General features: G+C 53.2%; 22 protein-coding genes, 1 tRNA gene and 1 pseudogene. 14 read left to right on the top strand and 10 right to left on the bottom strand.

Annotated elements, in window-relative coordinates; translation table 11 throughout:
• Window positions 1-141: 141 nt before the first annotated feature.
• The gene (locus SH302x_RS20360) at window positions 142-597 is read left to right on the top strand and encodes a hypothetical protein (protein ID WP_479364461.1); all 456 of its coding nucleotides are present in this window, start codon (window positions 142-144) and stop codon (window positions 595-597) included.
• A gap of 26 nt (window positions 598-623) precedes the next feature.
• On the opposite strand, the gene lepA is transcribed toward SH302x_RS20360, so the two are convergent.
• Window positions 624-2,420, bottom strand: a complete 1,797-nt coding sequence (gene lepA / locus SH302x_RS20355) for a translation elongation factor 4 (protein ID WP_479364460.1) — start codon at window positions 2,418-2,420, stop codon at window positions 624-626.
• Window positions 2,421-2,891: 471 nt separating this feature from the next.
• Here lepA and SH302x_RS20350 point away from each other — a divergent pair, with 471 nt between their 5' ends.
• Both SH302x_RS20350 and SH302x_RS20345 read left to right on the top strand, forming a co-directional pair.
• Window positions 2,892-5,216: a DUF1588 domain-containing protein gene (locus tag SH302x_RS20350; protein ID WP_479364459.1), complete on the top strand. Its 2,325-nt coding sequence runs from the start codon at window positions 2,892-2,894 to the stop codon at window positions 5,214-5,216.
• Window positions 5,213-6,544 (top strand): DUF1552 domain-containing protein, encoded by a 1,332-nt coding sequence (locus SH302x_RS20345; protein ID WP_479364458.1) that lies wholly within the window; start codon window positions 5,213-5,215, stop codon window positions 6,542-6,544. Before SH302x_RS20350 ends, SH302x_RS20345 begins: the two co-directional genes overlap by 4 nt.
• On the opposite strand, the gene SH302x_RS20340 is transcribed toward SH302x_RS20345, so the two are convergent.
• The gene (locus SH302x_RS20340) at window positions 6,541-6,909 is read right to left on the bottom strand and encodes a YidH family protein (RefSeq protein ID WP_479364457.1); all 369 of its coding nucleotides are present in this window, start codon (window positions 6,907-6,909) and stop codon (window positions 6,541-6,543) included. The two genes, SH302x_RS20345 and SH302x_RS20340, sit on opposite strands and share 4 nt — an antisense overlap.
• A gap of 112 nt (window positions 6,910-7,021) precedes the next feature.
• Here SH302x_RS20340 and SH302x_RS20335 point away from each other — a divergent pair, with 112 nt between their 5' ends.
• The gene (locus tag SH302x_RS20335) at window positions 7,022-7,669 is read left to right on the top strand and encodes an FMN-binding negative transcriptional regulator (RefSeq protein WP_479364456.1); all 648 of its coding nucleotides are present in this window, start codon (window positions 7,022-7,024) and stop codon (window positions 7,667-7,669) included.
• Between the two features lie 280 nt (window positions 7,670-7,949).
• On the opposite strand, the gene SH302x_RS20330 is transcribed toward SH302x_RS20335, so the two are convergent.
• Entirely contained in the window at window positions 7,950-9,062 is a 1,113-nt protein-coding gene (locus SH302x_RS20330; protein ID WP_479364455.1) for an amidohydrolase family protein, read from the bottom strand.
• A 460-nt stretch (window positions 9,063-9,522) separates the two neighbouring features.
• Window positions 9,523-10,362: a hypothetical protein gene (locus SH302x_RS20325; protein ID WP_479364454.1), complete on the bottom strand. Its 840-nt coding sequence runs from the start codon at window positions 10,360-10,362 to the stop codon at window positions 9,523-9,525.
• A 486-nt stretch (window positions 10,363-10,848) separates the two neighbouring features.
• Between SH302x_RS20325 and SH302x_RS20320 the strand changes: the two genes are divergently transcribed.
• The 5 genes from SH302x_RS20320 to SH302x_RS20300 all read left to right on the top strand — a co-directional run bounded on the left by SH302x_RS20320 (window position 10,849) and on the right by SH302x_RS20300 (window position 16,278).
• Entirely contained in the window at window positions 10,849-11,112 is a 264-nt protein-coding gene (locus tag SH302x_RS20320; protein ID WP_479364453.1) for a hypothetical protein, read from the top strand.
• Between the two features lie 213 nt (window positions 11,113-11,325).
• Complete coding sequence (locus SH302x_RS20315; protein WP_479364452.1) at window positions 11,326-13,458, top strand: hypothetical protein; 2,133 nt, start codon at window positions 11,326-11,328, stop codon at window positions 13,456-13,458.
• A 162-nt stretch (window positions 13,459-13,620) separates the two neighbouring features.
• Entirely contained in the window at window positions 13,621-14,268 is a 648-nt protein-coding gene (gene upp / locus SH302x_RS20310) for a uracil phosphoribosyltransferase (protein WP_479364451.1), read from the top strand.
• Between the two features lie 113 nt (window positions 14,269-14,381).
• Entirely contained in the window at window positions 14,382-15,176 is a 795-nt protein-coding gene (locus SH302x_RS20305) for a glycosyltransferase family 25 protein (protein ID WP_479364449.1), read from the top strand.
• Window positions 15,177-15,198: 22 nt separating this feature from the next.
• Window positions 15,199-16,278, top strand: coding sequence for a lysylphosphatidylglycerol synthase transmembrane domain-containing protein (locus SH302x_RS20300; RefSeq protein WP_479364447.1), 1,080 nt, complete (start codon window positions 15,199-15,201; stop codon window positions 16,276-16,278).
• 68 nt (window positions 16,279-16,346) lie between these two features.
• Here the strand turns inward: SH302x_RS20300 and SH302x_RS20295 are convergent, their stop codons facing one another.
• On the bottom strand, window positions 16,347-18,794 hold the full coding sequence (locus tag SH302x_RS20295; RefSeq protein ID WP_479369293.1) for a protein kinase domain-containing protein: 2,448 nt from the start codon (window positions 18,792-18,794) through the stop codon (window positions 16,347-16,349).
• Between the two features lie 229 nt (window positions 18,795-19,023).
• Here SH302x_RS20295 and SH302x_RS20290 point away from each other — a divergent pair, with 229 nt between their 5' ends.
• The 3 genes from SH302x_RS20290 to SH302x_RS20280 all read left to right on the top strand — a co-directional run bounded on the left by SH302x_RS20290 (window position 19,024) and on the right by SH302x_RS20280 (window position 21,475).
• Window positions 19,024-20,394, top strand: coding sequence for a hypothetical protein (locus SH302x_RS20290; protein ID WP_479364445.1), 1,371 nt, complete (start codon window positions 19,024-19,026; stop codon window positions 20,392-20,394).
• Between the two features lie 157 nt (window positions 20,395-20,551).
• The gene (locus SH302x_RS20285; protein WP_479364443.1) at window positions 20,552-20,773 is read left to right on the top strand and encodes a hypothetical protein; all 222 of its coding nucleotides are present in this window, start codon (window positions 20,552-20,554) and stop codon (window positions 20,771-20,773) included.
• A 12-nt stretch (window positions 20,774-20,785) separates the two neighbouring features.
• A complete protein-coding gene (locus SH302x_RS20280; protein ID WP_479364441.1) occupies window positions 20,786-21,475 on the top strand; it encodes a TIGR00266 family protein in 690 nt (229 codons plus the stop codon).
• A 63-nt stretch (window positions 21,476-21,538) separates the two neighbouring features.
• Here the strand turns inward: SH302x_RS20280 and SH302x_RS20275 are convergent, their stop codons facing one another.
• The 3 genes from SH302x_RS20275 to SH302x_RS20265 form a co-directional block, all read right to left on the bottom strand.
• Complete coding sequence (locus SH302x_RS20275) at window positions 21,539-22,561, bottom strand: PP2C family protein-serine/threonine phosphatase (protein WP_479364439.1); 1,023 nt, start codon at window positions 22,559-22,561, stop codon at window positions 21,539-21,541.
• 88 nt (window positions 22,562-22,649) lie between these two features.
• Window positions 22,650-23,036, bottom strand: coding sequence for a tellurite resistance TerB family protein (locus SH302x_RS20270; RefSeq protein ID WP_479364438.1), 387 nt, complete (start codon window positions 23,034-23,036; stop codon window positions 22,650-22,652).
• A 145-nt stretch (window positions 23,037-23,181) separates the two neighbouring features.
• Window positions 23,182-23,253: transfer RNA gene (locus SH302x_RS20265), tRNA-Gln, on the bottom strand.
• 416 nt (window positions 23,254-23,669) lie between these two features.
• On the opposite strand from SH302x_RS20265, the gene SH302x_RS20260 reads away from it, so the two are divergent.
• Both SH302x_RS20260 and SH302x_RS20255 read left to right on the top strand, forming a co-directional pair.
• Entirely contained in the window at window positions 23,670-24,737 is a 1,068-nt protein-coding gene (locus SH302x_RS20260; protein WP_479364437.1) for a KpsF/GutQ family sugar-phosphate isomerase, read from the top strand.
• A gap of 41 nt (window positions 24,738-24,778) precedes the next feature.
• Window positions 24,779-25,306, top strand: coding sequence for a KdsC family phosphatase (locus SH302x_RS20255; protein ID WP_479364435.1), 528 nt, complete (start codon window positions 24,779-24,781; stop codon window positions 25,304-25,306).
• Window positions 25,307-25,489: 183 nt separating this feature from the next.
• On the opposite strand, the gene SH302x_RS20250 is transcribed toward SH302x_RS20255, so the two are convergent.
• The gene (locus SH302x_RS20250) at window positions 25,490-25,906 is read right to left on the bottom strand and encodes a hypothetical protein (RefSeq protein ID WP_479369326.1); all 417 of its coding nucleotides are present in this window, start codon (window positions 25,904-25,906) and stop codon (window positions 25,490-25,492) included.
• Between the two features lie 27 nt (window positions 25,907-25,933).
• Window positions 25,934-26,278, bottom strand: a pseudogene (locus SH302x_RS20245) (transposase); the annotation flags it as partial.
• Window positions 26,279-26,326: the final 48 nt, after the last annotated feature.

Genomic DNA, 26,326 nt, shown 5'->3' with positions numbered 1-26,326 from the left:
TTACCGGATTGTAAATCAGCCGCAGCACCTGGCTTCAACGGGAACCCAAGCGCTAATGCGTTGCCGCTGATTCGGACACTTATTGTTTTGCAACGCCCTAACAACTTTTATGGTTACTAAACTACATGTGGAGCTAACGTCATGATTCCAGATACCAGTGAACGAGTCGCGGTGAATACTTCTTGCGAAATCAATCGCGAGATTCGACACCAAACCATCCAGCGGATTAGGAAGCTAAGCCGCGCGTCTCGGGCGGAAATCACTCACCGCTTGGAAGAGTTAGATCAAGAGTGGGACGTTGAGCGTATACTGGAGACCAACGCAGCCTCGTTAGCGCTCGCAGGCTGCGTTCTGTCAGTCGTCCACGATCGCCGCTGGGTGGCGTTGCCGATTGCGGTCACTGCTTTTCTGTTGCAGCATGCGGTCCAAGGTTGGTGCCCGCCACTACCAGTTCTGCGCCAGTTAGGCATTCGAACGGAAAGTGAGATCAATCACGAGCGCCAGGCGCTGAAGATCCTGCGCGGCGATTTCGAACGACTCGCAGGCAAAAATCCCAGCCCATCGCCCAACGCGGTTTACGACGCGGTTGCTCGATAGACGCGGTTGCTCGATAGGTAAGCTCGCTAGTCTTTATCGTTGCGAAGCACGGAGATGAACGCTTTCTGCGGGATGTTGACACTGCCAAACTGCTTCATCTTCGCCTTGCCCTTCTTCTGCTTCTCCAGCAGCTTGTTCTTGCGAGTCACGTCGCCACCATACAGTTTCGCTGTTACGTCTTTGCGAAACGGCTGGATGGTAGCTCGAGCGATAATGGTTCCGCCGATAGCACCTTGGATGGGTATCTTGAACTGGTGTCGAGGGATCGCTTCGGCAAGCTGTTCGCAATAATGCAACGCTCGTGTTCGTGATTTCTCGCGATGGACTAAGTAAGAGAGTGCATCGACGGGTTCTTTGTTCACTAGGATGTCGACTTTAACGATGTCCGTTTTTCGATATTCGATCGGAACGTAATCAAAGGAACCGTAGCCACGTGTGATCATTTTCAGTTTGTCGTAAAAGTCGAAGAGCACTTCGCCCAGCGGCATCTCACTGATTACTTCAACGCGACCGGCCGAAAGGTAGCTCATCGTTTGGCTGTCCGAGCGATGTTCGCGACATAACTCCATCACCGGGCCAACATACTCCTCAGGAATTAAGATGGCGGCTTTGATATAAGGCTCAGTCGTTGATTCAATGTTCGATGGATCTGGCCAGTAACTGGGGTTGTCGACATCGACCGTTGAGCCATCGCTCAGTTCGATTTTGTATTTTACCGAAGGCGCTGAGATGACCAGTCCCAAGTCAAACTCGCGCTGCAATCGTTCTTGAATCACGTCCAAATGCAGTAGGCCTAGGAACCCACAGCGAAAGCCGAAGCCCAACGCAGCGGAGCTATCTTTTTCGAAGGTTAGTGCCGCGTCGTTGATGGCAAGCTTTTCGAGTGCCTTCGTCAAATCTTGGTACTCATCGGTACTCATCGGATAGATCGACGAAAAGACAACTTGTTTGGCTTTCTTGTATCCGGGAATAGGCGTTTCGGCGCGACGGTTCTCCAGCGTAATCGTGTCACCGATTTCAATGTCTTTGACGCTCTTCACTCCAGCCACAATGTAACCGACTTCCCCGACACTTAATTGTTGGCGGCGCGTCAGTTTCAACTGGTTATAGCCAAGTTCGTCGACTTTATAGTCGCGTCCTGAGTGCATGAAGTGGATCGTCTCGCCGGTCTTTAGCGTTCCTTCGATGACGCGAACTTGCAAGATAACACCTCGGTAGGTATCGAAGTGAGCATCAAAGACCAATGCCTTCAGCGGTGCGTCAGGATCACCTTTTGGAGCGGGAAGACTCTTTACGATACCTTCCAGCACGTCCTGGATTCCAACGCCAGTCTTGGCTGAAACGGGGATGGCGGCAAAGGGATCTAAGCCCAAGTCAGCGTCGATCTCTTCCCGGACCCGTTCGACGTCGGCTGCGGGTAGATCGATTTTGTTGATGACCGGCAACAGCTCAAGATTGTATTCCATGGCCAAAAACAGATTGGCGACCGTCTGCGCTTCGACGCCCTGCGATGCGTCGACCACGATGAGCGCGCCTTCGCAAGCCATCAACGATCGTCGGACCTCGTGCGAAAAATCAACGTGGCCCGGCGTGTCGATCAAGTTCAGCAAGTAGTCTTGGCCATCGGCGGCGCGGTACGACAGGGTAATCGAGTTGCTTTTGATCGTGATGCCCCGCTCGCGTTCGATGTCCATTGAATCGAGCATTTGGTCGTGGAACTCGCGTTGCGTTACTCCTCCGCAGGCTTGAATGAGCCGATCGGCCAGCGTCGATTTGCCGTGATCGATATGGGCGATAATGCAGAAGTTCCGGATGTTTTTCATAGTGGTAAAAAGGTGACGGTCGGTTGACGAGTTCGCCAATAGCGGATTGCAATTGTGATCCAAGTTCGCTACCGGAGCAGCGGGTAGCGATTGTACGCCAAAAATGCAACTCGACACGTCTGGGTGAACGATTTCGAGCAACATTCGTCGTTCGGCGGAAGTTTGTTAGCAGGCAATTCCGTCTAAAAGCGGTGCTATGGACAAATGCGTTGCTAAGCACACTCAACGTAACCGGTGGGAGCTAACTCGACAGCGGCAGGAAGTCGCGTCGAAAGCGGCATTTTTCGGGTACCCGAGGGTACTTCTTCTTGATCATTTAGCTATAATTGAAGGGTCGTGAGTCGATTGCGACAGTCCGCGAGCGATCGCGACTCCCTCCTAAAAGCCTGCCAACTGAATGAGAATCGCTTGTTTGAGCGGTTTGTAGTTCTCTCAATACATATGGTTTCACTACGTATTTTTTCGATTTCCTTGCTTGCACTCGTTGCGGTTGCCATCGGCGACTTGTCGAGAGCGATCGCTGCTGAACAATCTGCTGCGACCGATATGGTTGAGCGTGGCAAGCAGATCTTTGCCAAACAGTGCATGGATTGCCATGGCGAAATGGGCTCTGGCGTCCAAGGTGTCTACGATGCCGCACTGGTCGGAGACGCATCGCCCAGTGAACTGATCTCAATCATCGAACGCACGATGCCCGAAGGCGAACCCGAAGCGTGTGCTGGCGACGACGCCAAAGCGGTGGCGGCCTATATCTACGAGTCGTTCTACAGCCAAGCGGCTCAAGTTCGCAATCGACCGCCGCGCGTCGTTCTGACGCGTCTGACCGCCGAACAACTGCGGCAGAGCATTGCAGACTTGTATGCTTCCTTTGAAGGTGTCCCCGATGTTTCCAACGAGCATGGACTGAAGGGCATTTGCTTCAACGGCCAGCGTTGGAAAGATGACCAGAAAAAGATCGAACGCGTCGACCCTCAACTCAACTTTGACTGGGGCCACGAAAGTCCGGGCGAAGGGATCGAAGCCAAGGAGTTCTACATTAATTGGCAAGGTGCGTTAGTTGCGCCGAAGTCCGGCCGTTACGAAATCATTGTGCGCAGCACTTGTTCGTTTGTGATGGACTTTGGACGCGATGGCCGCAAGTTTATCGACAACCACGTTCAATCGGGAGACAAGACGGAGTTTCGCGAGACAGTGTTTTTGACTGCAGGACGCGCCTACCCAATCAAGATCGATATGCGGCAGCGGGAACGCAAGACCGAGCAACCGCCGGCGTCGATTTCGTTGTCATGGGTGCCGCCTCACGGGATCGAAGAGCTTGTACCGGCGCGGAACCTCCGAGCTGGCTGGGCGCCGGCCACGTATGCACTGCAAGCGAACTTGCCGCCAGACGATCGCAGTTACGGGTATGATCGCGGGATCTCTGTCAGCCGCCAGTGGGATGATTCGACGACCGCCGCCGCTCTGGAATTTGCCAATATTGCTTATGATGAATTGTGGCCCAACTACCTGCGCCGTAAAAAGAAAGACGAAGCGCCTGAGCGACAGAAGTTGCGATCATTTTTGACCGACGTGGTTACCCGAGCGTTTCGCACTCCGCTGACAGACGACGATGTCAGCCGCTATGTCGATCAGCATTTGAATGTTACCGAAGACGATGCGGAAGCGGTGCGCCGCGTGATCTTGGTCGCCCTGAAGTCACCTCGCTTTTTGTATCCAGCCCTTTCTGAATCCAACGTTGTTTCGCAACGGGCAGCAACTCGTTTGTCATTGATGCTGTACGATTCGTTGCCCGCCGATGAGTGGTTGTTGGGGCGAATCAAAAAAGACAACATGCAGTCTGAGGATGAGATTCGCAAGGTCGCGCGTCAGATGTTGAATGACTATCGCGCTCGCGCCAAAGTTCGCGGGATGTTTTATGAATGGTTGGACTTGTCCCACCTTAACGAGATCACCAAAGACTCCGAAGCGTTCCCAGGCTTTTCACCCGCTCTGGTGGCGGATTTGCGTAAGTCATTGGATGCCTTTCTAGAGGATGTCGCGTGGGGCGAAAACAGTGACTACCGCACATTGTTCACAGCAGACTGGGCTTACACGTCACCGCTCATCGCGGAATTCTACGGCGATTCGTGGCAGCCAGCGGAAGGCGGCGAAGGTGGCTTTACTGGGTTGAGCAAATCGGTCAGCGATCCTGAGAAGCGATTCGGGGTTCTGACGCACCCACTGTTGACCAGCGGTCGAGCGTACTTTCAAACCAGTTCGCCCATCCATCGCGGCGTATTTTTGACACGAAACATCTTTGGTCGCACGATTCGTCCACCCAATGACGCTTTTTCGCCGCTGAGTCCCGATTTGCACCCGGATTTGACCACGCGGGAGCGAGTCGACTTGCAAACCAGCGACGCGAATTGTCAAGTTTGCCATTCTCGCATCAATGGGCTTGGATTTATCTTGGAAAACTACGACGCTGTTGGTAGATTCCGAGCATCGGAACGAGATAAACCGATTGATGCAAGTGGATTCTATGTCAGTGCCGATGATACCAAAGTAGAATTGTCGGGTGTGAAAGATCTGGCAACCTATCTTGCCAAATCGGAAGATGCGCAAGCCGCGTTCATCAATCGCGCGTTCCAGCACTTTGTAAAACAACCCATCGCGGCCTATGGCATTGAAACCATGGACCGATTAAAACGTACATTCACGGACAGTAACTACAACATCCGCGAATTGCTGGTTGAGATCGCTGTGATTCACGCAACCAGTTCCCACCTGTTATTCGAAAAGGATCCCGCCTCATGATGTCCTTTCAATCTCGCCGTAATTTTCTGCTGCATTCCGGTATCGGAATAGCCGCGGCTAATTTTGCCTTCGGTTTGCCGTCGCTGGGCTTTGCCAGTTCGTCATCGGCACCCAAGAAGCGAATCATATTTGTCTTCAGTCCTAACGGTGTGATTCCAGATCACTTCTGGCCGGATTCAAAATCAGAGACATTTGATCTGAAGCGAATTCTCCAACCGCTGGAACCTTTCAAGAACCAAACGCTGACGTTACAGGGGCTGGGAAATCGAATCAAGGGCGACGGTGACGGGCATATGCGCGGCATCGGGTGTCTATTAACTGGTATTGAGCTGTTCCCAGGTGACGTGCAAGGCGGCTCGGATACGCCAGCCGGTTGGTCGATGGGGATTTCGCTGGACCAGTATTTGAAGAACCAACTGCAAGCCAACCCCGAGACTCAAACGCGATTTGGATCGTTGGAATTTGGTGTGATGGTGCCAGAACGTGCCGACACTTGGACGCGTTGGTCTTATGCGGGAGCGAACCAACCGATCGCGCCCATCGACAATCCTTACCAAATGTTCGACAAGCTGTACGGACAAACCAAGAATCGCGAATTGCTGGCCAGTGTGCTGGACGGTCTAACCGAAGATTTTCAACGCATGGAAAAGATGATCAGCGCAGAAGATCGTCGCTTGTTGGCTGATCACGTTCAAATGGTCCGCGAGTTGGAGAAAGAACTGCAAGTCGAACTCAATCAGTCCAAGAGCCAAATTGGGCATGCGGTGCCTGTGCTGCCTCCGAATATTGAGGAACAGAACGACAACATGCCGCAAATCACCAAGATGCAAATGGAGCTTTTGGTCAGTAGCTTTGCGGCCGATTTTGCTCGCGTCGCGACCTTCCAAATCACCAACAGTGTGGGGCAACCCAAGATGCGTTGGTTAGGTATCGACGAAGGGCACCATGAACTGTCGCACGAACCTGATTCGAACGAAGCAGCTTACGAAAAGCTGATCCAGATCAACACTTGGTATTGCGAGCAAGTGGCACATCTTGCCAAACGATTGGCAGAAACTCCAGAGCCAGGTGGGCAAGGCTCGTTGCTGGATAATACAACGATTGTTTGGACCAACGAACTAGGCAAAGGAAACTCGCATACCCGCGAGAACATTCCGTTTGTCCTGGTGGGTGGCGGTTTGGGCTTCAAGACCGGTCGAGCAATCAACTTCAAAGGCACGCCACACAATCGATTGTTGATGACCTTGTCGGCTGCAATGGGCTATGAGATTCCTTCTTTTGGGAATCCTGACTTCTGCGGTGATGGTTTGCTGAGCGGTTTGAGTTAAGCGACGATCATCAGCGTACTTGCAACCACGCCCAAGAAAATTACCACGATGGCCAGCGATATCGTTGGCCAGTGGGTGGAATTGCCGTCCCCTTGCAAACCCAACGCTCGACGTTGCCGCAGGTACTGCCGCGTTGCCAAGGCCAATAGTACGGTTGTCGCGATACATAAGAAAATACTGATCGCCAGCGCAGCCGTTCGCCATAACGAAGCGGATTGAGCCACGCCGAAAGCGTCCATGAAGACCGCTCGGTCGATTGCTACCGCAGCCGAGATAAACGCGAATCCAGTGCGAACCCAAGCGAGATGAGTGCGTTCGATTGCCAGTTCGGTCCGCTGCATCGCTAGTTGCGTGGCAGTATCCATAGGGGCCTCTCTTTCCGTTGGCTATTTTCTAGAAACCGTTATCTTAGCTCAAGCGTTGTGAACTCGTGAATCCCATTCCTTGGCCGTGCAGTTTTATACTGCTTCTAATGCAATGTACATTCCAGCCAGCTTTGAAGAGCATCGACCCGAAGTTCTGCACGATCTAATCAGACATCATCCATTGGCGCTCATTGTGGCAAATACCGCGAGTGGGTTGGAAGGCAATCATATCCCGCTGCTGCTGCAAGCTGGCGCAAACGGTCATAGAAGTTTACAAGGTCACATTGCCAGAGCGAATAGCCTGTGGAAGCAGGTTTCTAGCGGCACCGAGGTCTTGGCGGTCTTTCAAGGGCCCGATCAATATATCTCGCCCAATTGGTACCCTTCGAAGTTGGAGCATGGTGAAGTTGTACCGACTTGGAATTATGCCGTGGTCCACGTGCATGGCAAAATACGCTGGTTCCAGGACACAGATTGGCTGATGAGCTTCCTCGATCGATTGACGAACCATCATGAATCAAACCAACCTGCGCCTTGGAGGCTCAGCGACGCTCCGGCTGAATATTTGGGCCGTATGCTGCGCGCGATTGTTGGCTTTGAAATCGAAATCGATCGGATGGTCGGGAAATGGAAAGTCAGCCAAAATCGCAACGCGAAGGATCGCGAGGGCGTAATCCACCACTTGGCCCGCGACGACGATCCCGCAGTACAAGCCATGGTGCGCATGATCCACGATCACGCCAAAACAGCCAACGATTAGGCGAACGGTACTACATCGTTCCCCGTTCATTCGACTTTTTTTACACCGCCAGAGATCAGAGAACCGCGAGAGGTTTAATGAACAACTATTTTGAAGGCAACTCTCGCGACACTCCCGTCTCTTGCGGTGTAATGGTATCAACCGGGTTTCCGTTACGGCATGCGAATGAGTCGATTCTGCAACGCCAACGAGCGCATTTATGCCCAGACTTCCGCGTCTAGAAGCGGCAGCAATTTTTCTACCATAGTGGTACGTTTCCATCTACCGCACGGCTGACTGCTTAACGACCAGCATATTTCTCTTGCAAGGCTGGCCAAGAGTTTTTATAGACCCGCACCGCGTTACGAGCATAGACCTTTTCTACAACTTCGCGAGGCAACGCAAGTCCAAGAGCGGGGGCAGCAAGCTCAGGGACTTCGATAGTATCGGTCGTTGTAAAATAAGCCCAATCCCGCAGCCATTTTGCACGCGCTTGTTGATAAGCCTGCGCTGCATTCTGATTGCCGCCAACGCCTAGATCCGTACCATACAATATGCGATCTTGATATTTGACAAAGAAGTCAACGACACGTTGGCGGTTCTGGTTGCTTTGATACTGCAATTGTCCCGTGCGGGCGGCCAATTCAACTACGGCGTTAGGAAATCGATCCAAGAAGTCAGCCACCAAATCGACGTTCCATTCTAGGCTGGCCAGATGACAAGCAACGAAAGTTAGCTGCGGGTTTTTCTCAAGCATGCGATCGCGAGCTTGGATTTGGTCTTCATAGCTTGGCATCTCGGGATGCAATGCCATGTGGTATTGGGGATTCCTGGAGAAGTAACTGCGATCGTTCAGCGTTGTCATTTCGTCCAGCGGAAGCCAGCAGTTCTTTGGCTCGCCCAAGTGACCGATCAAGATCTTGTCGTTGGCACGAATGAACTCAAAGACCGGATCAAGCTTTGGATCGTCGACCATCACCATTTTCCCGTTGCGATCGCGCAACTCCATCCCGATATTCTTCCATACTTTGACACCCACTGCCCCTTTATCAAATGCATCTTTCAGGTAGGCAATCGTTTGATCAGCCCAATCTTCGTCATCCCAGTTTTCGATCGGGAATGAAACCACCGGGGTCGTGCGATCAGGGTACGCTTGATATTGAGCGAAGGTCGTGCGATGTTTTTCGCGATTGGTTTCAGGCTCTCGAGCCGACCAGACTGCCATGTTGGCGAAGCGGAAGTTATCGCGTTGGGCAAGTGCGACAAAGTCTAAGCTTTCAGTATGGATATGGGCATGGACATCGATCTTATCGAGCTTGGCAAAATCTTCTACGCTCAGGGTTTGAGCGTTCAAGTCGACGACGAGATTGAATGCCAAGCAGCATAGGAAGGCCGGGAAAATGTAGTGCATCATTTGATGGACCTCTGGTCGCGAGATAATTATTGCAGGGAGTGGGGCAAGCTTAATTAAGCCTGTTGATGGAGGGAGTTCCCATCATACCATACCATATAGCCTGACGCTGATCTTGGTCGGCGATTGCAATACCGACCGCAGCCACTCAGTCACGCAGTCTTGATTGCAAGTGCGAAGATCATCTATATCGCTGATAACCGTTCGCACCTCGATCAGCCGCAAGCCATTAGCCCCGGTTCGGAGCATGCGCAAGAACGCGGCTGCTTTTCGAATGGCACAATTCCCGCGAATTAAGAATAGCGGAAGTATTCCACGGCCATCAGAATGCACGCGAACAGCATAAAGACGTTCGCGACAATGAGGATGCCGGTGTAGATCGAGAGTTGTTTACGATTTGCCATGACGCTCTGAATTCCGAATCAAGTTGCTGATACTGCTTGCACCTGGTTTGCTGTGTTGGTTAACCAATCTTCGCAGCAACAGTGTCATTTGGCTGAATGTAACCGCGGCGGAAGCCAGGGAGGATCTCGCCAATCGCTTTGTCATCGCTGACTCGCTGAATGCGAATTCGACCTAAGTATTGGCTACCACGATAAACTTCCAGTTGGTGCCCGACTCGTAAACCGTCATCGGCTCCCAAGGAGATTTCGACCAGTTGGTCTGTTGCAGCAGTCACGATGCCTTTGACGTCCGATGGAGGAGTATCTTCTGGATTTTCAGGCAGACCAGCGGCGGCAAGCAGTTCGGATTTCGCGTTGTTGCGAGCTTGCAGAATAGTCACCTCGTCCTGCAAGTTTCGAACGCGAGCTTTCATATCTTCGTGCGTCGACTGGAGGCTATACAGTTGGTCGACGGTTTCGATGATACGCTTGCGAAGGTCGTTGCGGTCTTGCAACGTGGTGGCGATTTGAGTGCGGATGTTTTCGTTTTCGTCGGTGACGCGTTTGAGTTCATTTTGCGTTTGCGACAGGGTTTGGTTCAGCAGAGTGTTCTGAGATTGCAGGTTACGAACTTCCGCTTCGCGTTGCGACAAGGTTTGCGAGATCGTGTTGTTTTGCGTTTGCAGAGCCGCTAGGGCGGACCGGCGGGCTGCTTGCTCTTGAGCCAGCGCGGTTTGGCTTTGCTCGATCGCCGTCTTCAACTGCTGCACGTTGGTCGTGAGCTGGCGATTGGACTGCTCCAGTTCGGTGTACTTCTCCTTGTAGTTGATGTGCGTCGCGTTGACGACCACCGACAATGCAAGAAAGACCGCACTGAGAATAAGTACGATGAAGGTAAAAAGTTTGCCCAGATCTGTCATTTAAAGTAAATCCTGTTAAGCAATGCCAGAGGACCGCATGGCGAGCGACAAAGGCAGTATAGTTACCGCTATTCGTTAATGTCAACGAAAAGCTTCTAAAACTACCCAGCCTAAATTTCTTGATGGAATCGGGTTCGGCTTTTGAGGCCGGTTATGGTTGTTCCGCGCCATTGTGGTTCGGAGACGAGCACTTTTCAATCTTACAATAGATTTTTCCAACGTAATGTTGCATTTCCCCCTGCTTTTAGGCTGAAAAGGCAACCAAATCCACTTTATCTACGAGCCATTTCCGCGAAAGTTGCTCGGCGACTTTCCTAGTTTACCATACTTTTCGTGTCACTTCTGCGATTTTGCGGGATCTGCAGCGTCTCGGCAAGATATCACGACGCAACTTGACCAACTGTGCTTCTTGTAGCGTCTCGACGATAAAGTTTGCATTGCTGGTTCACAACTCGCGTAGATACTTCTGGAAAGCCGTCTGGTTTTATGCCGCTGCCCAACGCTGATACGATTCGAAACGCATTTTTGCAAGCTGTCGGGATTTCCGATCCAGCTCAAATCCGCGAATCAATCCTCATCCGTGAGGAAGCGTACTGCGGTCGCCAATGGAAGTACAACGAATATTCGGTCATCTGGTTTGCGGAAGAATCGCAAGTCAAATTCTACGGACCGGGGCGACAGTTGCTGTTCAGCGGCCCGGCTGATGCATTCTTGAATCAATCGCCTCCGCAGCGTCGCATGGCAGCTTAAGCTGACCGCTCGACCTCACCCAGCAAATTCCTACCACACACAAACGTCATGCCTTTCGCACTTGACGGCAAAGGCGAATTCTGCGATTAGCAAGCTGAGCAAATCTTGGACGGATCAACGGCACAGCCAAGCCTGCGCCTGCGCAAGAAAGGGCAATGTCTGCGGTTTGCTAGTTCCTTCCAGCAAATCTAGAGCTTGTAAGCTGCGGTTATCATGACTTTAATGCGAGCAGATCGATACGATCGCCGACGGCGGTCGATGCGTGAAGCCGTCGCAGCCGAAAGCGGCGTGGCGGTCGAAGCGGTTCGCGCTAAAAATCGACGCCGCGCGATTGAACACGCTGACGATGAACCGCTGGGGGTTCGCCGCGATCCTGGCTACAGTCAGGAAGTCCGATTCGCTTGCCAACAGAGATTGGTCCAACTGATCCCTGTTCGCAGATCGACGATGGCGTCCGTGGCGGGCATTCTGGTTTCCATTTGGGCCTCGCTGCTGCTCCTGCACTACTTTGTTCATATTCGGGGAAACAACCTTAACGGCCTCAACTTGGCCTACTTCTTCCACATCCGCTCGCCCCACAGCGTCAGTCATTGGCTGGGCGGGCAACTGTGGGTCTTTACAGGCATCGTCGCTCTTTTGATCTACCAATTGCGGCGTCACAAGCTAGACGACTATAGAGCGAAATATCGGATCTGGCTGTTTTTGGCCGCCGGCTGTTTCTTCAGCAGTTTTGACGCGAGCACTTCAGCTCTCTATATCCTAGGCACTTCCATCGACCCATGGACGCAACGACAATTCAGCCTGCCTGGCTGGCCGGTTGTACTAGGCAGTTTCGCTTCGCTGGTCGGAGTGCTTGGGCTGAGGCTATGCACCGAATTAAAGAGCTCTCCCGGTTCCGTAACCTTGTGGTTGTGCGGCTTGGTGACGTGGGCCTTCAGTGCCATGTTGGGAACGGGCCTTTTCAAAACCGACTGGACTCCTGCCACGGTCGATATGACTGTCGGCGCTGCTTGGTTGGGCGGCATCCTATCGGTCTTCCTGGCATCCATGCTGTATCTGCGACATATCTATATCCAAGCCCAGAAGCGGTTCGCGCTGCGAAACAAATGGCTGGCCGAACGTCAGAAATGGCACATGCCCAAGCTCTCGCTGGAGCAGATGGACCCACGCCGTATGGCGCAGGGCCTGCAATCCAAGTTTCGCCGCCGTGCATCGGACAGGTCCGCTAGCGTCGCGGTCGCCAGTGCCACCGTTGCGGCTGCTACCACCGCAATCGGTTCAGCCGCAAGTTCGCCACCGCGGGAATCATCCGCCGCTTCGCGGCACGACCCAGCGGGCGACCAACGTGCGGCCACGCCAAACTTGGTATCAAAGCGAGAGCCCGCGTCGGCAACCGGCCAGAACATTCAACCTTCCACTGCGAAAAAAGGCTGGCTGCCATGGCGACGTTCCAGTGCAACGCAGACCGAGGCCGCTGTTGACGCTTACTCCGATGTCGGAGCTCCCCAGCGGCTACGAGATCGCGGTTTGAACAGCGGTTTTGAAAAAGTAACCGCTACCTCCACCAGCCGTTCCAGCGACCAAGCGGATCAAGCCATCGCCAAATCTGTGCCGTCCAGCTCCACAAGCTCTGCTGCCGCAACCGCGAAATCGTCGCCTTCCTCAAACGCCGCGTCCCCAGCGACCGCTGGAACAAAGCGAGGTTGGAATCCATTTGGCAAACGCGCTGTGCAACCGGCCACTGAGACCCAACCGAATCCGAAATCCAAGCCGCAATCGTCCAGTGATGCCACCACGGCGTCTGATGGCGAGCAACCCGGGAAACGAAGTTGGTCCATGGGTATGTTCCAACGCAGCAAGAAGCCAAGAACGCCTAAGGCTCCCAAGCCCACGAAATTAACGGCCGGCGAGCCCGCGACTGCCCAAGCCAACGCCAAACGCTCGCTGTTCTCGCGTCGCGACAAAACCACGGTCGATGCCGCCACCGCGAAACAGCCGGCAGCAAAAGTTGACGCGTCAAAAACCAAAAAGAAGTCCAGCTTGTTTGGCTTCTTTGATTCTTTGACGTTAAAACCTCCTGCTGGCACCGAAGCTGCCCAAGCGGCGAAAAACCCTGCTCAAGTCTCAATCCCGTCGACGTCCGCTGGAAATTCCAACCGCCCGGCTCAAACCAGCATTCCATCGACGTCCAACCATTCGTCAAATACTTCCAACAATTTGGCTGGTCAAGCGGTCATGGGATCGCTCGATGACGACGATGACGATTCGCCAGAGTACCGCAATCTGAGCAAAGCGGAACGAAAACGACTTCGCCGCCAACAGCAGCAGAACCGCGGAGCTGCCTAGTGCCACTGCAGATTCCTGCAAAGCAGGCCAAGCCCGGAGCAAGCCGCTAATGCCCAGCTACAGAAACTGCTTTGGAAAAACTGCTTTCTTCTGCGTAGCGAGTTTGAGGAAAGTGCTTACAATCGAGCAAGTTTTGTTTCGCTGCCGATTGTTGGGATATTGATGGTGTCGTTTAGCAAGAATCTTCATGAGTTAGATCATCCTTTAGTTCGTTGCCATATGACAGTCCTCCGCGACTGCAATTCAACCAGCGAACAGTTTCGACACCAAATTGATCGTCTGGCAACTTTCCTGGCAATAGAAGCGACTCGGGATCTCCAGACGCTGGACCAACCCGTTCAAACGCCAGTCGATATGGCAGACGGTTACCGATTAGCTCATTCAATTGCGCTGATACCGATTTTGCGAGCCGGCCTGGGATTGATCAATCCTGTCCAAGGCATCCTGCCACAAGCGCAAGTTTGGCACTTGGGCATGTACCGAGACGAAAAAACGGCGGAACCGGTAGAGTACTACTGCAAATTGCCTGAAGGCCATGCGGCGGATATTGCGATTGTGCTAGACCCTATGCTCGCGACCGGTGGTTCAGTACGAGCCGCCATTGCAACGTTACAGCGTTGGGGAACCAAAGACATCCGCGTCATGAGCGTCTTGGCGGCTCCGGAAGGCATCGCGGCGGTGCATGACGAGTTCCCCGATACGAAGATCTACGTTTGCAAGATCGATCAGCGATTAGACGCCCGCAAGTTCATTGTCCCGGGCCTTGGCGACGCTGGCGATCGCATGTTCAACACACCCAAAAGCGAATAGCTGGCCCCGAGCGAGAATCTGGTCTAGGTCTGCATCTGGCGAATTGCTAATCTTCCGCACACTGTGCGTCAGCAATCAGACCAGACAACTTGCGTTTCCCTTTCGCTCACCTCATGAAAACGTACGTCATTAATCTAGACCGAGCCGTCGACCGTTGGACGCGCGTTACCGCTTTGCTTGACCAAACCGGTATCAGCTACCAACGCGTCCCAGCGGTGGTCGGCAAGGAGCTGAAATTGCCGATTGCAGAGTTTGACGAGCAGAAATATCGCTGGTTTCACGGCAAACGACCGAACTTGGGACAGATCGGTTGCTTTCTCAGCCATATCAAGACGCTCAAGATGTTTTTGCAGACTCAAGACACCCTGGCGATGGTCTGTGAGGACGATATTACTCCGACCGCTGAACTGCAAACGATTCTCGACCGCGCTATCGAACGCCGAGAACTATGGGACATTCTGCGACTAAGCGGTTTTCATGATTCGCATCCTCGCAAAGTATGTGACTTGACCAATAAATATTCGCTCGCCGTGAACATGACGCGGTTGTGTGGGACTGGCTGTTATGTCGTCAATCGCCATGCGGCCGAAGTTTTGATTGAAAAGTTGCTGCCGATGCGAGTTCCAATCGACCATGCGCTGGATCGTGAGTGGTTCTACGGATTACGAGCCTTAGGAATCGATCCGCTGCCAGTGTTGCAGAATCCGGACGAGTTGCCTTCGTCGTTGCCGGCCACTCGAAACGAAAAGCTACCGGTTTGGAAACGCTACTGGGGCGTTTTTCCTTACCGAGCGTACAACGAAGCGACACGCCTTGTGGCTCGAAGTAAACTATTGCGTACGACGCGTCAGCACATTCGCCGGCGTCCAACGTCCGGTGGGCTTACGTCTTATGTTTTAGATCACTGAGAAAGCGATTGGTTATTGATTCATGTCGGACGCATTAGTGGGCAGCTTGAAACAGAAGCCGAAGCGTTCTGGCATAAAGAAAACTCTGATCACGATTGTCAAGGTTGCCCTTGGGTGCGCGATCTTTGGTTTCTTGTTCTCCAAGGTCGACCGAGAGTCGCTGCGTAGCATCGCCGATGGGCCAAAGCGTGTGGACTTTCTGTGCCTTGCATTTTTGTGGGTGCTGTTAGCTCATTTAATGACCTTCGTGCGATGGTGGCAGTTGGTGCGTTCGCTGGGCGTGGTATTTCCGTTGTCGGTCGCGGTCCGGGTTGGCTTCTTGGGCACCGCATTCAATTTAGTCTCCTTCGGCGCTGTCGGTGGAGACCTGTTCAAAGCGGTCGTCGCAGCGCGTTCTGCTCCCAAAAAGATCCCCGAAGTCATCGCGTCGATTATCGTCGACCGCGTGATTGGGCTAGTTGGATTGATCTTGGTTACCTGCATTGCGATCGAAACCTACTCGCGTCTGGCGTCCAATGGGCAATTAGGTTTTTCCGCGTTGCCGGCCAGCATGCAGATGGTTCGCACGTACGTCATGATTGCCGCCATCGCATCGATCGTTGGGATCGTTGTGTTGGTTGGGTTCGGTAAGTATTTGCCGACGCAGATCTTTTCAAAGCTACCGATCGTCGGGGGCTTGTCCGTGCGGATGGCAGCCGCAGCGAGGCAATTCCATGGCCGTCCATGGCTGATGCTGATGCAGCTAGGAACGAGTTTTGGGGTCCATCTGGCGTTGACCTTTGGATTCTACATGGTTTCACGAGCTTTATCGCCGGTAGCGCCCAGCATGTTGATTCACTTGATAACAGTCCCTCCGTCTTTCGCAGTCGCCGCATTGCCGATCATGCCGGGGGGGGCGGGAGTATTTGAGTTGGCGGTCACGGAGTTTATTCAAGCGATCATCGGCAAGGAAGCAGAATTCATGAAAGTGATTGTCGCCGTTGGATTCGTCTATCGGCTGATCATGTTGTTGATGGCAGCGATCGGCGGCGTGTATTACTTGATGGGGTTTGGCAAGCTAGCTGCCGGAGAAGAGCAGTTGGTAGGCGAGCTTGGTACATAGCTTGGCTTGTAGTACCGCTGCCAGTGCGCCCAGGCTAGCTTGTCAGGCCGTTGGCATAGGTTCAAAAGCTAATTGGGAAACGGCTGATTCGCCTTCTGGCACGCTTCTAAAACCATCAGACAATGAGCGAAGTTCCACCAGCCCAATAACCCGTCTTTGAACTCGACCACAATCTGCGAATCGGTCACAAAAATCGACTTCGGTTCATCCATTTGTTCTGCTGCAGTGGTAGCCGACACGCGTGCGTTGCGCCCGTCCAGCAAAGTCGCCATCGTCCACTCGCCAGCCTCCCCCAAGGATTGCCCGCTCGCAGGCCGCTGGATGATAAAGACCGATTTATCTTGCGTGCCACACACCAAAAATTGTGCCCCTTGGCGATTGCTGAAACTGGCAATGGCCGTGACTGCGGCCGCTGGTGCCGCCTGAGTCGGGCTACCAGTAAAATATTGTTCATGCAAGGACCATTGCGCATCCGATCTCCGCCAAATCGACACCGAGCCATCCTCGTGCCCTACCGCCAAGTCGGGATCATTTCCGTCTGTTTGGATGGCTTGGATCGCAAAGGCTTGTGGAAGTTGCGAAAGCAAAGCGACGCGCTCGTAATCAATCACGTCGGCCTGCCACTGATTGTCATCCCAGCGATAGATGCCTGCAAAAGGGAGATTGTCACTGGCTGGCGTCAAAGCGATCAGCGGTGAGGGATTGCGATTGACATCGCGACTACCACTGCGCGTGGCACAGACACTCGCGAGATGAACGTCATCAATTTGGCTTAGCGGCGGAAATACTTTGCCGCCAAAAAGAACATGCACATCGGTCGTATTGAGCTCTTCATAAGCGACGGCCGCATCCCAGCTTCGACAACTACTCAAAATGGAACCGGCAGCCACGGTCCGCAGTTGCTTTGCCGCTTGATCGCTGACTTCGAACAGTTGCTGGTCGTTAATGGCATAGCAGCGACCTGCAACACAAGCCATTTCATTGACATTTTCTGCAATCAATCTGGGCTGGGCATTCTCGATGAAGAAGATGTTTTTCGAATGGTCATCGACGCGGGTCAGCACCGCCAGAGTTTGGTCATCAAGCCATGCAAGGCTAAAGATGCGTTGCGACAAGTCCACGCTTTGCGCTGCGGCAGCACCCACTGTCCCGGCGATTGCTACTTGTTTGCCGTCCTGGGTGATCCATGCCGCTTGCTGAGCGTTGGGAGTTAAAGCGAATGCGGATCGCAGTTCTAAGCGATCTAGCTGTTGATAGGGCGCCGTCAATGAAGTGAACTGCGGGCGAGGAAAAGTAGCTTTAAAGCCAGCCTGCAGTGCCGTCGCATACAATTCGATCGCTTGTTGCAGTTCCTCGCGACCAACCGGCGCTTCGGCGACCAACTCTAAGGCTTCGCGATATGGTTGCTGACCAGCTTGCGGCAGTTCACGAATTGGTTCATCTTCCTTGGGAGCCAGTGGTGGTGGCATGAAGCCTTGCTGCTGGGGCGGCGTTTGCAGCAACCAATAGCCCAAAGGGCCAGCGACCGCGATGCAAGCTGCGACCACTGCCATCGCTATGACAGGACGCTTCTTGGGCTTGGGCGCGTCGATAGCGCGCAGCGCATCGATAAAAGCTAACGCTGAAGTAAAACGATGTTCGGGTTTTAGTGCCAACGCGCGCTGCAGAATCTTTGCTTCGGCTGGCGGCAACTTGCTCAGATCGATAATCCCTTTGCTGCGATCAAGCATCACTTGCTGCGTGCTGTGAGTTTCAAACGGAAGTTCGCCCGTACGCAGTTCCAGGTAGCTAATGGCCAGCGAGAATTGGTCGGAGTGATTGGAAGGCTTACCGTCCAAGCATTCTGGTGCAATGTATGCAAGGCTGCCACCCATGGAAGTGGCGCGTACATCGGTGTTGTCACTTAAAGCTTTCGCGACGCCGAAATCGCACAGCAAGATACTTCCGCCTTGCAACATCATATTTTCTGGTTTTACATCTCCATGTTGAAACGCCACCACCCCCTCGCCGACATCATGGCGAGGTGAATTGAGGAAATCGATCGCTTTGGCCGCATCGCGGAGGTAGTCCAACAGTTCTGCAGCGGGCAGGCCTTGGTCACCTTGTTCTTGTCGCCGACGCAGCAGTTCCAGCAGATTGAGTTCCGCTTGCGGCATCGCAATGACCAACATGCTGGCTTGTGATTCAGGCGGCAGCAGGCTGATCGACATCGTCGAATTGATTGTGTCGGGCAGCAGGTTTACGTCGGTGTCGAGGAATTCGTCGGGAATGACGTTGCCCTTCTGATCCAACAGCCACATGGCATTAATCGGCATCAAGTTGGCGTGTCGAATCTGCTTCAACCGCTGGATGGCTCGAAATTCTTTGCGGCCCTGTTGCTGAGCCAAGTTCAGGAACTTGAGGGCCGATTTGGTGCCGCCGGGCGACGTCGATTGCCAAACTTCGCCGAAATTCCCACGGCCAAGGAATTTTTCCAGACGATAGCCTGGGATGGGAGATTGGCCTGCTTGCAGCATCACGGACTTGGTTCCATAGGGAAAACGAAGGTCGACTCGCTCAATCCTACCACAACGTACTGCCGAAAGTCCGCTGCGGTGCGGGAAAAGGCTGTGGCACCGAAAAAGTTCGTCTTGACATGGCAATCTCGCAGCCACTAAGCACTCCTATTGTGCCAGTGTTACCGGTTTTTCCAAACTCATGCTCGCCATTATGCTTCCATCTTGTTCACCTCGATTATCGTCGCTGATGACGGAATTGAAGCGCGTCCTGCCGCCATGCTGCTTTCTGCTGGCGATCATGGGTTACTCCGCGACAACTTTCGCGCAAAACCCAACGCAAACTTCGTACTTCCGCAGCGGGCCAGGCATGGTCTTGCTGGCCAACGGTGAAGTCCTGAAGGGGAACGTCCAAGCCTTTGAACGCGAAGTCGAAATCCGATTGGATGATACGGGAACCGTTCGCTTCACCAAGGACAAAGTGCTGCATGTTGCGGGAAGCTTGGACGAGCTTTATCTGTTTCAATCCAACCGCATACCGACTTGGGGATTGGGCGATCATCTGAAGTTGGGGCGTTGGTGCGCGCGGCAAAATCTTTTTGATCGAGCGATCCCTCACTATGAATATTTGAAACGCGAAATTCCCGACCGCCAAGAATTCAAGCAATTCCAAACCGAACTTCGCGACGCCATGCTTCGCGACAGCCAAGTCCAAGCGGCTTTGCGCGCATCGGGCTATACCGTCGGTCCAGAGCCCGCGAATGCAAAGACATCGGAAGTATCGCCCGCGTCAGGCAACAACGCTGTGGAGTCGTCGGCTTCTAATGGAGCGGCGGCGGCTGTCACCCAAGCCATCGACATGAGCCTTGCTGCGCGCGGTAACAAGCCGCAGCAGATTGTGCGTGTGGAACAACAGGAGCAACACGTTTTTCGAAACGATATCCATCCGGTCTTGGTGCAAAGCTGTGCGCGGGCCGCGTGTCACGGTGCTTTTAGCAGCAACGGCTTTAGCTTGTTAGATGCCACGCGAATGAATTCGAAGGACGCGATAGGGCAAAACCTGGCCACCTTTGTAAACTACGTTTCAAGTCGTCGCGGGCATTCTGATGCATTGCCTGAAACGCATCCGCTGTACCAAAAGGCGATTAATCGTCATGGTCAGATGCTGGAAAGTGCGCTCAACGTCAACGACGCCAAGCACCAGATATTTATTGAACAACTGCGATTGTGGATTGCGCGTACCAACAGCCAGCAGCAACCTACATCCAGTCAACTCGCAGCCGGACTTGCGGCCGAGCCAGTCGCGGCAACTCAACCTGCCGCAGCTTGGACCAATACGGTGCCATCGACTGCCCCCCCCGCTTTCAAGTATCCCGAATCGATCGCTCCTCAAGCGGCTGAGTATTTGAAGACCCAGGGCTTGGGTGCTCAGGCCAAAGCGGCTGAGCAGTCGCGAGCTGGCGGACAATTGCTCAGCGGCCAGGAACTCGAAGGGCTCGCCGCAGCTATTGCTAGGCTAGAGTCGTTGGAAAAGAAGCAGCGGGAGACCAAAGACCCATTTGATCCCGCCGAGTTTAACGCCAAGTATGCGGCCGAGAAATCAGCGGAAGTCACGAAGTAGCCGGTCAATTGGCAATAACAAAGCGACTGGTGCCGGTCCACTGGTACTGAGCGGCGCTGGCGACGAGTATTTAATGTCCATTGATTGACTTTAGCCGTCGACTAATGTACATAAAGGGACACTTTGGTTTTTTTGTTTTGCGTAAGGGAATTCATTTATGCAATCTACTTTCTTACTTGCTCGTCGTGGCGGCGGCATTGGCGGGATTGTCAGTTGGTTTATTCGAATTGTCATCTATGACATCTGCATCACCGGCATCTCGGAAGTTTTAGGCGTATCTCGGATGGTCGCGCTGTTTATCTTCTTGGGCATTCTGGCCGTGATCGCTTTTGGAGGCTACATGCTCAAGCAGCGAGTTGCTCCAGGCGTTGAAGACTGATGACTGGCGGGCATGGAATTTCGTATCACGCATTCGCCGACATTTTCCGTCCTTGAAGTGAACCTTCAGGAAGCCGAGGTGGCGACCGCACAGCCCAACAGCATGCTGTCGATGACCAGCGGCATTGTCATCTCTGCCAACGTCGGCAATTCCTCGACGGGCTCCAAGTGGTTCAACGGCATGAAGAACATTGCGGGCGGTGAAAACTTCTTTACCGCACGCTACACAGCCAAACGCGATGGCGAAACCGTTTGGCTGGCTCCCGATTCGTATGGCGACATCTTACCGTTGCAGCTTGACGACCAACAGACTTATTACCTGACACGCGGTTCCTATTTGGCGAATGTCGGTGAGTGTTCGTTAAGTGTGAAGTATTCTGGGATCAAAGGTTGGATGTCGAAAAAGGGATTGTTCTTGCTGAGCGCGCAAGGGCATGGCACCGTCTTTTGTCAAACTTATGGGGCATCGATCATGCGAGAACTTGCCGCCGACGAGAACTTCTACGTTGATAATCGATTCGTGGTCGCATTCAGTCAAAGCGTGAAGTATCAGTTGGTGAAGGCGACCGACAGTGTTAAGGACTCACTGCTCAGCGGAGAAGGGTTTGTGAATCGCTACACAGGGCCTGGTCGTGTGTATTATCAAACGCGCAGCAAACCGAGTTCAGGGTGGCTGTCGCGCGCTGTCGAAGCAGCCTTCTAACGCAGCGGGAATCTGCAGGCTCCTCAAGAAAAACTGACTAGACCTGACAAGATGACGGGATGCTTAGTCGGCTTTCGTTTGGTCGTTCATAATAAAGTCGACCGTCGACCTCGCATCGTTCTCGAGGTCGTCTTTGCCTATCACTTGGCCTTGTAGAAAATCAAGCGTATCGGTTTCCTTCGAACGTTCGTATTCGTCCTCTTCGCACAAGTCACGCAAGCCCAGAGGGGCAGATGGGAACCGGACCACGACGGTCGTCACATTGTCAACACCGCCTTTGCGATTGGTCTCTTCGATCAACAGACGACAAACGTCTTCGGCCGATTTCGCCTCCTCCAAATGCATGCCGATCTGCCGCTGAGCCAGATGGCGTAGTAATCCGTCCGAACATAACAGCAATGTGTCTTGGTAGCGCAAATCAAACTGCACCAGCTCCGGCGTAACCGCTTCGGCATTGGCCGCTATCACATTCCATAGCGCTTCGTTCGACCGAACGTCGTCCCAATTGACGCTTTCAAAGCGTGCTACTTGTTCGGCTGACGCGCTGCCTGCCGACAAATCCGCACGCAACTGACCGACCGTATGGTCCCGCGTCATCTGCGACAGAGTGTGGTCTCGAAAAAGGTAGCATCGGGAATCGCCGATGTGTACCACAAACGCTTTTGGCCATAGCACCAACGCCATCGTTAGGGTGGTACCCATAGCAGCCCGCGTTGGCTCGGCTGCCACGTCATCCATCAGCGCTTGATGAGCGACTGAAACCGAACGCTTCAACGTTTCACAAATTTGTGCATCTCGGGCTTCGCACGTTTGATCGAACCGCAATTCGCGGACTAAGAAATTGCAAACGGTGGTCAACGCTAGTTGACTGGCTCGCCCGCCCGCCGCATGGCCACCCATACCATCGGCCACCGCCAGCAGCAGACCATGTTCGCACCTGGCTATTTCTGGCTGCAGTGCGACGCCTTGCCCCGCTTGCACAAACCGCATGGTTACACCCATTTGCGCGATGAAGAAGCTGTCTTGGTTGTCCTGGCGGACCATTCCAACATCAGTCATTCCGAAGCAATCGACTCCGTTGGTCATCTACGCGAACTTTCAAGTGTGTGTGGGGATTACGTTGGGCGACCTTCAGAGCAAACCTTGAACCAAGCCGCCCAAATCCGCTCGATACCTACGCTAACTCACGCGGATCAAGCTCGCTCTTTTGTTCGGCCAGCAATTGGTCGATCAGCTCATCGATCTCGACGCGGTCGATTCCCATCCGAGCGCACGCCAATGCAAATAGCTGCTTTTCCTTGTCGGTTAGAACTCCGTCTGCAGCCATCATCCGCATCAAGTAGCGTAGCAGCGTCATCCGTTCAGCATGTTCAGGTGGTATGATCAACGCCGCTTCTGTGGACGTGACCTCCTCGAACGCTCGTCGCAGGTCGGACGTTTTCAAGCCAAGCTCATGGCAGCGATCGGCCAACAGCAGCAGCTCGCCTTCGGAGAATTTGCCATCGATGGCCGCCATGATGATCAAATTCTTCAGTTGGTCTATTTGTTGTTGTTGGGTCATCCACTCATCCAGGTGAAAGAGAAAACGCTTGTTGGTCGCGTCGGGACTTTGATCGTTCTAGTATTCAGCGGGTGATTATCGCGTCAATCGCAAGCGAAATCAACCTGCCCAAACGCTTAGTGGTCCAGAGAGGGAAAGAAAAAGGTAGGGGTGTAGGGACTCGAACCCCAACTAACAGAGTCAGAATCTGTCGTGCTACCAATTACACCACACCCCTAACGTGTCGAAACAGCATTCGCCGTTTCGAATCTGCCTTAAAACTATAGCTGTTTGGCAATGAAGTCAACTAGGCACACTTCGTGCACGGTGGCTATTGCTTTGTCGTAGGCCGGTAACAAGGAAAGCCCGCGTTTCGCGCCGGAACATCGGTCGCCGAGGTAGTTTGACGTCAAGGACTCATAGATCGTTTAACAGACGGGCTTTACGCAGTTCCGGCAATGTAGCCGCGACCTTGTTCCGGACTACGTAGACTACGAACCGCCGACGATGGCACGGTTGCTAGCAAAACACGCAGATTCGTGTTGCGATTGCTCCGCCAACTAGCTAAGGTGCAAAGAAAAGCATTCGGCAGGGACCGCTGAGGACGTTATGGCATTCGCAAAGCTCAACATGAAATACTCAAGTTTATCGTTCGTGAAACAGAAACAAGTTCGACGAGCGATCGAAATCATGGAGTCCGAGGCCACGGCGCTGCAAAAAACGGCTGCCAACGTTGGCCCCGAGTTCTGTAGCGCCGTTGACGCAATCTTGAATATGAAGGGCTCGCTGTTGGTCACCGGCATGGGCAAAGCGGGCTTGATCGGCAAAAAACTGGTTGCCACGTTTGCTTCCACTGGAACGCCGTCGCACTTTATTCATCCAGCCGAAGCGATCCATGGCGACCTTGGTCGATTCGGAGCCCAGGACTTGGTACTGGCGCTTTCCAACAGCGGAGAAACTGATGAACTGGTTCGGATCTTGCCCATCATTCGCCGACAAGCTGCTGGCCTGATTGCCATGACCGGTAATCCAAGTAGTACATTGGCCAAAGCGGCCGATCACGTTTTGCAAATCGAGCACGGCGGCGAAGCATGCAACTTGAATCTTGCACCAACTTCCACGACCACCGCGATGTTAGCTTACGGAGATGCGCTCGCGTTGGTCGTCAGTGAGAACCGAGGTTTTACGGAAGAAGACTTCGCTCGCTTTCATCCCGGCGGAGCGCTCGGCTTGCGACTGCTGCAAGTTGACCAAGCGATGCGACCTTTGGAACAATGCCGCGTGGCACTTGCCAACGTTTCGGTCCGCGAAATATTTACTCGTCAAGTGACCGCAGGACGTCGCAGTGGCGCGGTCATGCTCGTCGACGAAGCGGGCATATTGAAAGGGATCTTTACCGACAGCGATCTCGCTCGTTTGCTAGAGCGTCGCGATGAAGACAAACTCGATCAACCCGTCGCTCACGTTATGACGACTCGCTTTACTGCGATCAGTAGTGGAGCGAAGATGCAAGACGCAATCGAGATTCTCGCGCAACGAAAGATCAGCGAACTTCCGGTCGTGGATGCTCAATCGCGGCCTTTGGGCTTGATTGATATCACTGATGTCGTTGAACTGGTAGCTTCCCGCGGCAAAGGTGCATCGAAGGAATTGGACTTGCAAGGCTTGGTTCGCAAGACTGCGGCCGAATACATGCCCGTTTCCATTCGCTTGTTTACTTAATCGACCGCTCGCTGATAACTACTTCTTGATTGACACGCTTCATGGCTGCTCGCGATACCGAATTAGCTCGTCCCATTCAAATGATTCTATCGGATGTTGATGGAGTGATGACCAATGGCTTAATCACTTATGACAACAGCGGCGTGGAGCTCAAGTCGTTCCATGTACGTGATGGACAAGGGATTAAGTTGTGGATGCAAGCAGGCTTGCAGTTTGGGATTTTGACTGCGAGAAATTCGAACATCGTGAAAATCCGCGCTGCGGAGCTTGGGGTCAGCACGCTGCGACAAGGGTTCGCTGACAAGCTACCGGCGGCCATGGATATCTTCCGCGCCGAGAACATTGACCCTGCGAATGTATGTTACATCGGCGATGATTTGCCCGATATTCCCGTGATGTATCAAGTTGGATTGGCCGTTACCGTTGCCGATGCTGCACCGGAAGTTAAAGCGGTTGCGAAGTGGACGCTGCAAACCCCCGGCGGTCACGGAGCGATCCGTGAACTGGTCGAAAGATTGCTCAAGGCCAAACGCTTATGGGATGATCTGATCCCAAGCAAATTCTTGTAGAGTGGTTGATGTGGGCGACCTAAGCAATTCGACATTCGCCTTTACAATTCCTAGTGGTCGCTTGCTTCCGTCGGGCTTGCCCCGGCGGAGCATACAAGTGAGTGGCTACAGCGACTCTCAAAAACTTTTTCTGTGGTTTTCTTTCGGCCTCCGCTACGGGCTTGCCCCGGCGGAGCCAACGTCTCAATGTTGATGCATACGGATGACGCCTCGATCATAGCCACCAAAGGTCCCGACATAATAACTCGATTTCAAAATCGGCGTCCTTCCGTAGACATACGCAATGTTGTTCATTAACGAAAGCGCGATCGATTGCGGAGACTCCGAAACACTCGCACCTAAAAGTATATGTATGTGATTACATAACAATCCGATTCTTGATAAAGCCGAACGCTTCTTTCTTGCGGTACCGACAATCATGTCACGCACGCGCCGAAGTCGCGTCAATCTCGTCTCGTTCCAGCCGTCCATATTCTCAACGACAATTTGAAGTGAATTCAAATACTGCCCATACGTCCCTATCAATGGTCGCGCGAGGTCCACCCCCGTATCATGAAATTGAATAGCCTCTATGTCGTCTTGCAGGTCTTTGTCGGCCATCGTATGTTTTCTCGCCTGACTATCTACATATCGGTCTAAGACAATAGCGTTCACCTCTCCTAAACTCTGAATGTGATAGTTACGCCGGAACGCCTTTGGGATTTGATTTCGAAGCAAGTACTGTAGCCTGCCTTTCAGCCTCTGGAGAACATCTGACGGTGATGAATCTGGGCGGGAACTTACCAGAAAGTGAAGAACATTGTCAGCGCGAAGTTCACACGTTAGAACTCGAACTCTGTCTCGCTCTGTTACCGTCTTGAGTTCGTCGATCCAGAGAGCGGGAGTTGGCAATGCAGACTTTCCAAACAACGCGATGGACCAGTTGAGTTGATAGGCCGAGGTTGTATTAACGGCAGTGTAGATCGGGTCCATTTTCGTAGGGCTGGAAAAATTGCGAGTCGTCGCTTCCGCCGGGACAAG

Source organism: Njordella calcicola, from assembly GCF_056494125.1.
The sequence above is the reverse complement of the archived record's forward strand: the minus strand, read 5'-3'. Positions and strand labels throughout refer to the sequence as shown.

Excerpts from the sequence above, each read along its gene's own strand:
- SH302x_RS20360 (WP_479364461.1), top strand. The coding sequence starts at position 142 with ATGATTCCAGATACCAGTGAACGAGTCGCGGTGAATACTTCTTGCGAA.
- lepA (WP_479364460.1), bottom strand. The coding sequence starts at position 2,420 with ATGAAAAACATCCGGAACTTCTGCATTATCGCCCATATCGATCACGGC.
- SH302x_RS20345 (WP_479364458.1), top strand. The coding sequence starts at position 5,213 with ATGATGTCCTTTCAATCTCGCCGTAATTTTCTGCTGCATTCCGGTATC.
- SH302x_RS20340 (WP_479364457.1), bottom strand. The coding sequence starts at position 6,909 with ATGGATACTGCCACGCAACTAGCGATGCAGCGGACCGAACTGGCAATC.
- SH302x_RS20335 (WP_479364456.1), top strand. The coding sequence starts at position 7,022 with ATGTACATTCCAGCCAGCTTTGAAGAGCATCGACCCGAAGTTCTGCAC.
- SH302x_RS20330 (WP_479364455.1), bottom strand. The coding sequence starts at position 9,062 with ATGATGCACTACATTTTCCCGGCCTTCCTATGCTGCTTGGCATTCAAT.
- SH302x_RS20325 (WP_479364454.1), bottom strand. The coding sequence starts at position 10,362 with ATGACAGATCTGGGCAAACTTTTTACCTTCATCGTACTTATTCTCAGT.
- SH302x_RS20320 (WP_479364453.1), top strand. The coding sequence starts at position 10,849 with ATGCCGCTGCCCAACGCTGATACGATTCGAAACGCATTTTTGCAAGCT.
- SH302x_RS20315 (WP_479364452.1), top strand. The coding sequence starts at position 11,326 with ATGACTTTAATGCGAGCAGATCGATACGATCGCCGACGGCGGTCGATG.
- upp (WP_479364451.1), top strand. The coding sequence starts at position 13,621 with ATGGTGTCGTTTAGCAAGAATCTTCATGAGTTAGATCATCCTTTAGTT.
- SH302x_RS20305 (WP_479364449.1), top strand. The coding sequence starts at position 14,382 with ATGAAAACGTACGTCATTAATCTAGACCGAGCCGTCGACCGTTGGACG.
- SH302x_RS20300 (WP_479364447.1), top strand. The coding sequence starts at position 15,199 with ATGTCGGACGCATTAGTGGGCAGCTTGAAACAGAAGCCGAAGCGTTCT.
- SH302x_RS20295 (WP_479369293.1), bottom strand. The coding sequence starts at position 18,794 with ATGCTGCAAGCAGGCCAATCTCCCATCCCAGGCTATCGTCTGGAAAAA.
- SH302x_RS20290 (WP_479364445.1), top strand. The coding sequence starts at position 19,024 with ATGACGGAATTGAAGCGCGTCCTGCCGCCATGCTGCTTTCTGCTGGCG.
- SH302x_RS20285 (WP_479364443.1), top strand. The coding sequence starts at position 20,552 with ATGCAATCTACTTTCTTACTTGCTCGTCGTGGCGGCGGCATTGGCGGG.
- SH302x_RS20280 (WP_479364441.1), top strand. The coding sequence starts at position 20,786 with ATGGAATTTCGTATCACGCATTCGCCGACATTTTCCGTCCTTGAAGTG.
- SH302x_RS20275 (WP_479364439.1), bottom strand. The coding sequence starts at position 22,561 with ATGACCAACGGAGTCGATTGCTTCGGAATGACTGATGTTGGAATGGTC.
- SH302x_RS20270 (WP_479364438.1), bottom strand. The coding sequence starts at position 23,036 with ATGACCCAACAACAACAAATAGACCAACTGAAGAATTTGATCATCATG.
- SH302x_RS20255 (WP_479364435.1), top strand. The coding sequence starts at position 24,779 with ATGGCTGCTCGCGATACCGAATTAGCTCGTCCCATTCAAATGATTCTA.
- SH302x_RS20250 (WP_479369326.1), bottom strand. The coding sequence starts at position 25,906 with ATGGCCGACAAAGACCTGCAAGACGACATAGAGGCTATTCAATTTCAT.